This window comes from Bacteroidales bacterium, assembly GCA_035299085.1.
Taxonomy (GTDB): Bacteria; Bacteroidota; Bacteroidia; order Bacteroidales; family UBA10428; genus UBA5072.
Window position 1 is genome coordinate 200,575 of record DATGXG010000036.1, and the last position, 10,552, is coordinate 211,126.

Consider the following 10,552-nt stretch of genomic DNA (forward strand, 5'->3'; position numbering starts at 1 on the left):
ATAGTATGGAAAGTAAGCAGCAAAATAAAGCTTTTGTAAACAATGCTTTTGATCTTGTGCGTTTCGCCTGGGATAAAAAATGGATCCTGATTATCTTATCAGGCCTAGCTTTTATCAGTTCTGTTATTATATCACTTTCAATCACTCCCCGTTTCAAATCGGGAGTTGTATTGTTTCCTGCTGCTTCGGTTTCCCTTTCGAAAAGTCTTGTGGAAACTTCCTCTATATCCACTGATAACAGGGATGTGTTATCATTCGGAGAAGATGAAGAAGCGGAAAGGATGCTTCAGATTCTGCATTCAAACCAGATTAAAGAGCATGTTGTAAAAAAGTTCGATTTGCTGAAGCATTATGATATCGACATGAACAAGCCTTTTCCATATACAAAACTTGAAAACAAGTATAAAAACAACATTAAATTCCGACGTACCGAATTTATGTCGATTGAAATCAATGTGCTGGACAGGGATGCCCAGACAGCTGCAGACATTGCCAATGAGATAGCAGGTTACATTGATTCCACCATTCACAATATGCAGAAAGAAAGAGCTCTGGATGCGTTTAACCTGGTTGAGAAAGAATACAACAATTCTGAAAAGGAAATTCAGGTAATCAGTGACTCACTTCAGAAAATCAGGCACCTGGGAGTGATCGATTATGAGTCACAGGCATCCATACTGAATACTGCCTATGCCAGTGCTTTGGCCAGGGGTGACAAGGCAGCGGCAAATATCCTGGCAGGACGTATGGATATTCTTACCCGTTACGGAGGCAGCTATGTTGAATTGTCCAAAAAGCTCGAATCGGAAATACAGCGGAACGCCCAGTTAAAGTCTAAGTATGTTTCTGCAAAAGTAAACCTTGAACAAAATATTCCCCAGATTTTTATTGTTGACAAGGCCAAGAAAGCTGAAAGGAAAGCTGTACCTAAAAGATCAATAATTGTAATCGTTTCAACTCTTTCTGCTTTTGCATTATCTCTTTTAATTCTTCTGATCATTGAGCAGGTGAAAAAGGCGGATTGATGACCTCTTTATCAGATATCCTTAAAAAAAACGGACTCGTTATAACCCTCGTTCTGCTTTATATAATAGCAGACATGGTTTTAACCTATAGGGAAATTTACCTGCTTAACCTGCTTCCTGTTATTTTAATCGTTGTTTACCTGGCAGTGGCCCGCATTGACCTTGTTTATTTTATCATTATCGGATGTACCCCATTGTCCATCCAATTGCTTGAATTTTTCCCGTCATTATCCATTGACTTTGCCATTCCAACCGAGCCGTTGATCTTCGGCGTACTGATACTCTTAACATATCGTGCCGCGAAATCAGGTATAGTAAATAAGGATGTTTTCAATCATCCGGTAAGCTATGCCATTTTCTTTTATTTGTTCTGGATTTTGGTAACATCAATTACCAGTTCAATACCACAAGTCTCGTTTAAATTTTTATTGGCAAGAATATGGTTTCTTGCCGTTTTCTATTTTCTTGCAATATATATTCTCAAAGACCTCAAGAAGATAAGGACATTTATCCTGGCCTATACCTTGCCGATGCTGATTGTGATTTTCTACGCCATAAACAGGCATCTGGCTTACGGATTATTTGATAAGCAGGCCTCACATGGCGTCATGAATCCATTCTTCAGAGATCATACCTCATATGGTGCAGTGCTGGCTATGTTATTTTTTGCCGTTGCGGGACTGGTCCTGAATAAAAAGCGAAATTTCCTTATGCAATCCATCGTTTGGGGGTCATGGTTAATTGTGATCATTGCGTTGGTATTATCATACACCCGGGCAGCCTGGATCAGCGTGGTAGTTTCCTTGGGTATTTTGGTAGTGGTATTAATGAGGATAAGGCTGATCTATATTCTGCTGTTGTCGATTTTCGGAATCTTTTATCTTACGGGGGAACGTCTGAATATCATTCACAAAATGCAGCAGAACAGGCAGGTTTCCTCAGCTTCGCTTTCTGAACATGTAAGATCCATTTCAAACATCACAACGGATGCATCAAACCTGGAACGGCTTAACAGGTGGAACTCCGCATTCAGGATGTTCAGGGAAAGACCTGTATTTGGTTTCGGTCCTGGAACCTATATGTTTAAATATGCTCCCTATCAGCGATCTGCCGATAAAACTACAATCAGTACCGATTTTGGCGACAGGGGGAATGCTCACAGTGAATACATCGGGCCTCTTGTGGAGAGCGGAGTTCTTGGCTCTCTTTCTTATATAATTATCTGTATTATGACCCTGATAACCGGTATCAATGTGTACTTCAGGTTAAAGGATCCACGTCTGAAGCAGATCGTTCTTGCGCTGTGGCTTGGCTATATTACTTACCTGATTCACGGAACCCTGAATAATTTCCTGGATACGGACAAAGTATCTGCATTATTCTGGGGTTTTACAGCAGTTTTTGTTTCGCTTGATATCCGGCTAAAAGAACTCAATGCCTAAAATAGAAATGTCGTCAAAAATGGCGGCGCTTCCCTCATAAATCCCCTGTTTTTTAATAATCGACTGTATATTTTCGTCTATAACATGACTGTTCATGATACAGTCTTCAATTTCCTTGGTTCCAAATGATACCTCCTTGCCATCAATCAGTTCTACCAATCCGTCGGTGTAACAGATTATTTTGGCAGGTTCTTCAACAGTAAGGGATCCTTTTCGAATAACAGGAATTTCATCGACCATGCCAATGCCTACACAGCCTTTATTAAGAAAAACAAGTTCTTTCTTCTTTTTAAAATACATCATTGGCTGATTATGACCGGCGTTGATGTATTGAAGTTCACGGGTTTTATAGTTAAATTTTCCTATAAAAATCGTTATAAACTTTTCACCATTAGCTGAATGCAGAACCCGTTCATTTAATTTTTCAATGAGCGCATCAAGGGAAATATCATAAGTAAAAAGTGCACGAAGGTTTGCCTGGAAATTGGACATCAGCAAAGCAGCTGACATTCCCTTGCCTGAAACGTCGGCAATACAAAAACCGAATTCATTCTTATTCAGCTGAACATAATCATAATAATCGCCGCCTACATCCATATGCGGCAAGTAGAATGATGTCATATAAATCTTGTCGTTCTTGGGCAATATGGATGAGGAAGGAATAAGCATGTTCTGCATTTTCGATGCCAGTTCGAGTTCTTTTTTAAGGGCTTCCTGTCTCAGGCTTTCCTTAAAAAACCTCATATTCTCAATCGCGACGACAATAATATTGGTTAAAGTCTGTATGAAATTCAGGTGTTTTATAATGGGACTGACTCCTTCACCTTCCTCAAGATCTCCTATAATGACAAAGGCAATGGGTTTTCCTTTATTAATAACAGGAATAACAATATCGAATGCATTCAGAGTTTTATTGGGTGAGGAAGTAATGAATGAAATATCCTGGATTGGAATCAGATCCGACTCTATATTAATGCAGGCATATGATTCACCAACATCCCCTGACCTGAGCAGGCATTTCCATGTTTCCTCCAGCATAAATACAAGGACTTTGCCGATATTCAGATCTTTCGTGAGCAACTGCCTGTAAATTTCAAGAAGTTCCTCACGGGTGACATTCTCATTAATAGCCTGGGTAATATTCAAAAGCGATTGCAGCTTAAAGGTGGTAAGCTGCAAGCGGTTTATAGAAGCTTTATCAAATTTACCTTCTCTCACAAACAGGGTTATATTTTAACCAATATACAAAAATAACCTCAATTCTTAGTAAAGATAATAGGGTATTTCAAATTGGCAAATTGTTCAAGGTCCATGCGAAGTGAACCGACCAGCAGGTCAAATTTTACTTTGACCGGAATTACATTTTTATCATCCGACATCCATATCTGCATATCATCCTCGGAGTCGAACATACGACCTGGTTCAACAACCGGATCAAACCTGTGACATCTTATTTTACCATATTTGGTGCGGACTTCTTCTTTTCCCTTATAACGGATTTTAAAAGGATAGATCTCGTCATCAAAATAGGTTACAGTCTGGATAACATCCCCCGGTTTCAGATGGTTGTAGTCGATATTTCTTATATAATAGAGCAATGAAACCATATCAAGTATATCGGAAGGGACTGCTATTGTTGTATCTTTTCTTAAACTGTACACTGTATTGTTTTTCCTGTTAAAGAAAGCCTCTTCCCTTTTCTTATAGTTGCCCTCTTTAACATCACGTACCAGTTTCACAGGCAGGCCCGTTTTTATGTCGAAATAGCTTTCAAAAACGTCCTTGACACTGTAGAGTTTTTCAGTAATACCGATTGTCTGGCCCTGTGCAACCGAGTGATAAACAGGAGTGTTACGGTAATTTACCTGTTTAATGACCATGGAAGCAGTACCTCCGGTTATGGGGCCGAATTTTATTGTGTAAATCAGCTTTTCGCCAGCCTGGTAAGGCTTGTCCTTATCTGCACCGGAATTATACTGGCCAAATTGCGGTAAAGGAAAAATCAACAGCCATATGAGTAAAAAAAGAGATCTCATTTCGTCAAACTGTTTTAATTATAACGAAATTTCTTCTTCAAAAGTTAAAAATGGATACCTTTTTTAGGAACCGTTGCAATAAAATCTTTGAGATAAAACGGTTCAAAATAGGCTAAATCTTCAAATTCATTATTTGAATATTTTAAGTCAGCCAGCTGTGCAAGAGCATTTGCATGGGGAAAGATGCGATCAATGAAATGTGCATTTTTGTGAGTGAGCACAGTTCTGCATTTTTCCATTCCCGAACCGAAAAAATAGATCTCGTTTTGATCCAGCCATATTCTGAATGAATCCCCATCAACGATTTTAGCTGTGACCGGCTCCAATTCATTGGCAGAAGAATTATAAAGGCATGTAAAAACTTCCATGCGGCGTGCGTCAATCATGGGACAAAAAAGGGCATCCTTTTTGAAATCACCCTTCAATGACAGTAAAGCTGATTGAAACAGAACAGTAAGCGTATTCACTGCAATTAAACCGATATTTGCTCCGTAACAAAGTCCTTTTGCGGCTGATACTCCAATTCTCAACCCGGTGTATGATCCGGGGCCCTTACCGACAGCAACAGCATCCAGGTCACTGATTGAAAGATTTTTTTCCTTCAATAATTCTTCCACAAAAGCAGTAAGCATGGAGGCATGTGATTTTTCCTCAAGGGTTTCCCTGAGGGCAATTACATTGCCGTCTACTGAAAGTGCAACAGAGCATAAAGCCGTTGCCGTTTCTATATTCAATATAAAAGCCATTCCTGATCCGGTTTCAATCTTTTAAGTAAGCAACTTCCGTACCATTGGTATGATGAATAACCGGCTTTGAAAGTTGTTTAAAAGAGGTTAATATTTTTACCCATGTAAATTTAGGACATGATGATCAGATATTGTTAAAACAGTGTATTTTTTACAAACATTTTAAGGCAGGATGAGCGAGGGAACCATAATTGATTTCAAGGGAATTGGACAGGTTAAATTTGTCAGAAAATCGTCTGTCAGAAATTTAAAAATAACAATAAGGCCTTTCAAGGGAATCCAGGTTATCATGCCTGGTTTTATGTCTATTGAAAATGCTGGCAAATTCGTTGAAGAAAAAAGAAGCTGGATACGAAAAACTCAGCTAAAACTTGCGCGCTATGAGAAAAAAATAACTGTATTTGAGGAAAATTCAGGTTTCAGAACAAAAGATCATGTGCTTGTACTTGAAAGACACACAAAAGCAACCATTAAAACGGTTATAGGGCAGGGGCAAGTACACGTAATTTTCCCTGATTTTGCTGATGTTAAAGATGAAAGGGTTCAGCACGCCATTAAAAAGGCACTGACACAAACATGGAGAATAGAAGCCGGTAAGTATCTCCCTGAAAGATTGAGTGTGCTCGCAAAACAGCACAATTTACATTACAGCAGGGTTACAGTGAGAGACAATAAAACAAGATGGGGCAGTTGTTCAAGGGACAATAATATAAACCTGAATATTCATTTAATCCGATTGCCGGAGCGGCTTGCTGATTATGTAATTCTTCATGAGCTTGCTCATACAATCCATAAACACCATCAGAAAGCATTCTGGCAGTTCCTGGAATCCATAACCGGCGGAAGAGCCCGGTTACTGGATAAGGAATTGAATCAGTTTTCGCCTGATGTATGGTAACAAATACGATTTTTGCCTGATTTTTGTTATCTGCCCTGATATTGCTATAACTTTGATAAAAACTACTGATCATGAAAAAAGTAATGATTCATTTTGCTGAGGGTTTTGAAGAGGTTGAAGCCATCACTCCCGTTGATGTATTGCGTAGAGCCGGTTGTGAAGTTGTCATGGTTTCTGTAACCGGTAAAAAAGAAGTGACAAGCAAAAGGGGCGTTGTTGTTATAGCAGATAAAAATTTCGATGAAATAAATTATGATGAGGCAGATATGATAGTGTTGCCGGGTGGACAGCCGGGTGCAAATAATCTGAATAAACATGAAGGCTTGAAAAAACAAATTGTAAACTTCAATGCACAGGGAAAATTTGTTGCTGCAATATGTGCTGCGCCGCTTGTTTTTGGAAGTGCCGGCATTCTGAAGGGAAAGAAGGCTACCTGTTTTCCCGGCACCGAGCCACAATTAACGGGTGCCAATTGCACAGGGACGCTTGTTGAAATAGACGGGAATATTATTACCGGCAAAGGACCTGGAGTAGCAATGGCTTTTTCACTGGCACTTGTTGAAAAATTGCAGGGGAAGCCGGTTGCTGATGAGGTAAAAGAAACGATGATTGCATAAGATATCAGCGGTTTATGGGAAAAAGAGGATGATCAATCAATCATCCTCTTTTTTTTTCGCTGTTTTAAAATTCGCCAAATCAGGAAATAATGGAAAATCCGAATTAAAGCCCTGATAATCTATAACTTTTTAAGCAGATATACGTAAAAAATCAGGCAGTTGCGCTTAAACTTGTTAATAAAATTTAAACTGCTTGGGTATCAGTGAAATTATAATTGATGAAATTAAGCGCTTCTTAACATTAACAAATAATACCTAAATCCAAATTAACCGGGGAGTCCCGAGTTAACTACTTTGGGCATTTGAATGAGGAGCTTTTTTCTAAATATTCTGCGTATTCTCAAAAGCAGGCTGACATTTGTTGCCTCTGTTCTTTTGATACTTCAATATGCAGCATTGTTTTCGCAGACTTCCGTTGGCTCAGGCAACTGGAATAATCCGCTCATATGGGCTCCTGCCATTGTGCCAGGTCCTGGAAGCAGTGTTACAATCAGCGCAGGGACGACTGTTAATCTTACAGCTCCTGCCGAATGTGCAGATCTCACCATTAGTAACGGTACATTCAACATAGCCGATCAAACTTTTACCCTTACCGGAAATTTTACTTTTAACGGTGGTAATCTGAATATGACTACCGGCGTTTTTTTTTACAACGATGATATGCTAACATATACCGCCGGTTCATTCTCATGGGGAACCGGGACGGTAGTATTTAACAGGGGAACCGATCAGATAATACCTGCACCTACTACGTACCACAATGTAATACTTTCAGGTGCCGGGCAGAAGATTTTATTAAATAATGCGACTCTTAACGGCGATTTGACTATTAATGACGGTACGGGTTATAACGGAAATGGTCGTACTCTTACCCTTAAAGGTAACTGGGTAAACAACAGCACAACAGATGGTTTTAATGAACCGGCGAGTCCTATAATATTCAGTGGTACAACCCCACAATCCATTTCAAGCATTAACGGGGAAACTTTCGGTACAATTACACTGTCAAATTCGGCCGGTATCACATTGAACTGTGACATTACAGCAACTACAACCAATATAAGTGATAATTGCTGTGTTACATTTTCGGGACATACAATGACATATGGGGTGCTTAACCAGGCGAGCCCTCCGGTAGCAATATGTAAAAATCCAACAGTGTATGTAAATGGTCTTGGACAGGTAACCATTTCTCCTGCTGATGTTAATAATGGATCTACAGTGGATTGCGGTGTACCGGATTTAAGTATAGATCTGAATTCCTTTGATTGCACTGATTTGGGAACCAATTCTGTCATATTAACGGTTAAAGATATATACGGAACTCAGAAGAACTGCACCTCAACCTTAACTGTAGCGGATACCATACATCCCACCATTACTTGTCCCCCGGATGTAAATGAAACCACATCTCATGATGGCATAGGCGATTGCACAACCACTGTTACACTTGGAGTGCCAACAACAGGAGATAATTGCTCGATCTCAGGTACCATTGCCCAAGTAAGTGGAGCAACTATTAACCCGGTAACTTATACATTCCCTGTTGGAGAAAGTACAGTCACCTGGATTGTTTCGGATGTTAGTGGCAATACCAGAAATTGTGCTCAGAAAGTCACCATAGAAGATAATGAGGATCCGGTTATCAATACCTGCGTTCCCGACAAAGATGTGATCCTGGATGCCTCCTGCCACTTTACTTTACCGGATTACACAAACGATCCTGCGATATCCATTACCGAATGCAGCGCGTATACAAAAACCCAAAGTCCGCTACCCGGCACTGTCATTAGTGATACCACCACCGTTACCCTTACGGTAACCGACGAATACGGCAATACAGCAACCTGTGACTTCAAGGTTAATACGATTGACAACATTGCACCTATTATTACAACCTGCGTTCCCGACAAAGATGTGATCCTGGATGCCTCATGCAACTTCACTCTTCCGGACTATACAAACGATCCTGCGATATCCATTACCGAATGCAGTACCTATACAAAGACCCAGAGTCCGCTTGCCGGCACAGTCATTACGGATACCACCACCGTCACCCTGACAGTCACCGATGAATACGGCAATACAGCAACCTGTGACTTCCAGGTTAATACGATTGACAACATTGCACCTATTATTACTACCTGCGTTCCCGACAAAGATGTGATCCTGGATGCCTCCTGCAACTTCACTCTTCCGGATTATACAAACGATCCGGCTATATCCATTACCGAATGCAGTGCGTATACAAAGACCCAGAGTCCTCTACCCGGCACTGTCATTAGTGATACCACCACCGTTACCCTGACAGTCACCGACGAATACGGCAATACAGCAACATGTGACTTCCAGGTTAACACCATTGACAACATTGCACCTATTATTACAACCTGCGTTCCGGACAAAGATGTGATCCTGGATGCCTCCTGCAACTTTACCCTTCCGGACTATACAAACGATCCTGCGATATCCATCACCGAATGCAGCACGTATATAAAGACCCAAAGTCCGCTACCCGGCACAGTCATTACGGATACCACCACCGTTACCCTTACGGTAACCGATGAATACGGCAATACAGCTACCTGCAATTTTGAAGTAAACGCGATCGATAACATCAACCCGGTTATCAATACCTGCGTTCCGGACAAAGATGTGATCCTGGATGCCTCCTGCCACTTCACTCTTCCGGACTATACAAACGATCCGGCTATATCCGTTACCGAATGCAGCGCGTATACAAAGACCCAAAGTCCGCTACCCGGCACTGTCATTAGTGATACCACCACCGTTACCCTGACAGTCACCGACGAATACGGCAATACAGCAACCTGTGACTTCAAGGTTAACACGATTGACAACATTGCACCTATTATTACTACCTGCGTTCCCGACAAAGATGTGATCCTGGATGCCTCCTGCAATTATACACTGCCTGATTACACGGCTGACCCTGCCCTGAGTATTACCGAATGCAGCGCGTATAAAATTACACAGAGTCCTCTTGCCGGAACCGGCATAAGTGATACAACCACTATCACTCTCAGTGTAACGGACGAATATGGAAATTTAGCTACATGTAATTTCCGGGTATTGGTTAACGATACCATTAAGCCGACGTTTACAGTACCTGCCAATGACACCATTTGCAGGGATTTATTATGTAATTATGACGCTGATGCTACAATTACCGACGATGTTATTGATGAAAGTGATAACTGCAGCATTGGGCTCGATGCTATTTATACAGATAATTTGGATAATCTTAAGGGTTGTGATACAGCAGGATATATTATTCGTTCGTGGTCAGTGACCGATAAATATAAAAACTCAACCATAAAAAATCAGATCATATGGGTTGAGCCTGTCAGTCGTGTTACCGTTTCACCAAAATTGGACACGATCTGCAACGGCGATGCGGTAAATATCCTGTTGCACAGCCCGACCGTACCGACACGCCCGGTAAGATTCCGGTATGTGACCGAAGCACCGGCAGGAGTGACCGTAACCCCGGCTTCCGCCAACCCGCTGCCGAATGATTACACCCTTACCAATACCATTGTAAACACCACGGACAATGCACAATTGGTTAAGTTCATCATTACACCCTACACCCGGAATGCTTCAAATGAAGGAGAAAAGTGCACCGGCATCAACGATACGGCCTACGTTTGGGTAGAACCGACAGCTAAGCTTGGAGTAACTCCTAAAGTTGACACGATCTGCAACGGCGATGCGGTAAATATCCTGTTGCACAGTCCGACAATACCGACCCGACCGGTGAGGTT

General features: G+C 41.1%; 8 protein-coding genes. 5 read left to right on the plus strand and 3 right to left on the minus strand.

The features are described 5' to 3' along the window. Positions 1 to 5: 5 nt before the first annotated feature. Positions 6 to 1,025 carry a hypothetical protein gene (locus VK179_12020; protein ID HLO59462.1) on the plus strand — a complete coding sequence of 340 codons (1,020 nt, stop codon included), beginning with the start codon at positions 6 to 8 and terminating at the stop codon, positions 1,023 to 1,025. Next, positions 1,025 to 2,467 carry an O-antigen ligase family protein gene (locus tag VK179_12025; protein HLO59463.1) on the plus strand — a complete coding sequence of 481 codons (1,443 nt, stop codon included), beginning with the start codon at positions 1,025 to 1,027 and terminating at the stop codon, positions 2,465 to 2,467. The genes VK179_12020 and VK179_12025 overlap by 1 nt, the downstream gene beginning before the upstream one ends. Here the strand turns inward: VK179_12025 and VK179_12030 are convergent. From VK179_12030 to tsaB, 3 genes are read right to left on the minus strand one after another with little or no spacing between them, the layout of a single operon-like run. Next, on the minus strand, positions 2,447 to 3,685 hold the full coding sequence (locus VK179_12030) for a SpoIIE family protein phosphatase (GenBank protein HLO59464.1): 1,239 nt from the start codon (positions 3,683 to 3,685) through the stop codon (positions 2,447 to 2,449). The genes VK179_12025 and VK179_12030 overlap by 21 nt on opposite strands. Before the next feature lie 38 nt (positions 3,686 to 3,723). Continuing rightward, a complete protein-coding gene (locus VK179_12035) occupies positions 3,724 to 4,503 on the minus strand; it encodes a DUF3108 domain-containing protein (GenBank protein HLO59465.1) in 780 nt (259 codons plus the stop codon). Positions 4,504 to 4,547: 44 nt separating this feature from the next. Beyond that, positions 4,548 to 5,249 carry a tRNA (adenosine(37)-N6)-threonylcarbamoyltransferase complex dimerization subunit type 1 TsaB gene (tsaB, locus tag VK179_12040; GenBank protein HLO59466.1) on the minus strand — a complete coding sequence of 234 codons (702 nt, stop codon included), beginning with the start codon at positions 5,247 to 5,249 and terminating at the stop codon, positions 4,548 to 4,550. 172 nt (positions 5,250 to 5,421) lie between these two features. Here tsaB and VK179_12045 point away from each other — a divergent pair, with 172 nt between their 5' ends. The 3 genes from VK179_12045 to VK179_12055 form a co-directional block, all read left to right on the plus strand. Then, positions 5,422 to 6,147: a SprT family zinc-dependent metalloprotease gene (locus VK179_12045; GenBank protein ID HLO59467.1), complete on the plus strand. Its 726-nt coding sequence runs from the start codon at positions 5,422 to 5,424 to the stop codon at positions 6,145 to 6,147. A 71-nt stretch (positions 6,148 to 6,218) separates the two neighbouring features. After that, positions 6,219 to 6,764 carry a DJ-1 family glyoxalase III gene (locus tag VK179_12050; GenBank protein ID HLO59468.1) on the plus strand — a complete coding sequence of 182 codons (546 nt, stop codon included), beginning with the start codon at positions 6,219 to 6,221 and terminating at the stop codon, positions 6,762 to 6,764. 306 nt (positions 6,765 to 7,070) lie between these two features. Further along, on the plus strand, positions 7,071 to 10,552 hold a 3,482-nt coding region (locus VK179_12055; protein ID HLO59469.1), incomplete at its 3' end, for an HYR domain-containing protein.